Raw genomic sequence first — 995 nt, 5'->3', positions numbered from 1 at the left:
GCGCAGGCACGAAAGTCGTCACACCAGAAGCCATGGAGCTATCCCGATTAAGAGCAGAAGTTGCCAGACTTAAGCGGGAGAACGAAATCATAAAAAAGGCGGCGGCATACTTCGCGAAAGATGTTCTGTGAAGTATGCATGGATCGCTGCCAACAGCAAAACCTATTCTTTAACAGAAATGTGCACCGTTTTTGAAGTCAGTGTGAGTGGCTATCGCGCCTGGCAACGCGGCGGAATTCCTTGCAGAAAGCGCTTAACAGACGTACAGATGCTGGCAATCATTCGTGCCATTCATGCTGAACTTAAGGGCGCGTATGGTAGCCCTCGCATGATCAGAGAATTGCGATTGCGCGGTTTTACAGCTAGCAAAGAACGTGTCGAACGATTGATGCGAGAACATGGCATACACGCACGCCATAAGCGCCGCTACAAGGTAACGACAGACTCGAAACATGCGTTACCCGTCGCAGATAACCTGCTCGATAGAAACTTTATGCCGACTGCGCCGAATCAAGCGTGGACTTCTGACATCACCTACTTGTGGACGGATGAAGGCTGGCTCTATCTGGCAATCGTGCTTGATTTATTCAATAGAGAAGTGATCGGTTGGTCGCTAAAACCACGCATGACTAGCGACATTGTGACGGATGCGCTGACGATGGCATGGTTCCGTCGCCGACCGGCAGCTGGGGTCATGCATCATTCAGATCGTGGCAGTCAATATGCCAGTAAGGCGTTTCAGAGCAAGCTCAAGGAGTTTGGCATGGTTTGCTCCATGAGTCGTAAGGGAAATTGTTGGGATAATGCGCCTACCGAGAGCTGGTTTAACAGCTTCAAGAATGAGCGTTATCATGGAATTCGATATGTAACCCATGATGCAATGAAAGCTGCGAGCTTTGAATATATTGAGGTGTTTTATAATCGAACACGGCAGCATTCGACATTAGGTTACCGCTCTCCCGTTCAATATCTGGAAGACTGGATGAAGAAACAAA

The 995-nt window shown here is 48.7% G+C and carries 1 pseudogene; it reads left to right on the top strand.

Annotated features, from left to right (window positions below):
- A pseudogene (locus ACO0KV_RS18345) lies at nucleotides 1-995 on the top strand (IS3 family transposase); the annotation flags it as partial.

Origin of the sequence: Undibacterium sp. RuRC25W (assembly GCF_049339825.1) — a bacterium.
Lineage (GTDB): Bacteria > Pseudomonadota > Gammaproteobacteria > Burkholderiales > Burkholderiaceae_D > Undibacterium.
This window is presented reverse-complemented; position numbering and strand designations above follow the sequence as displayed.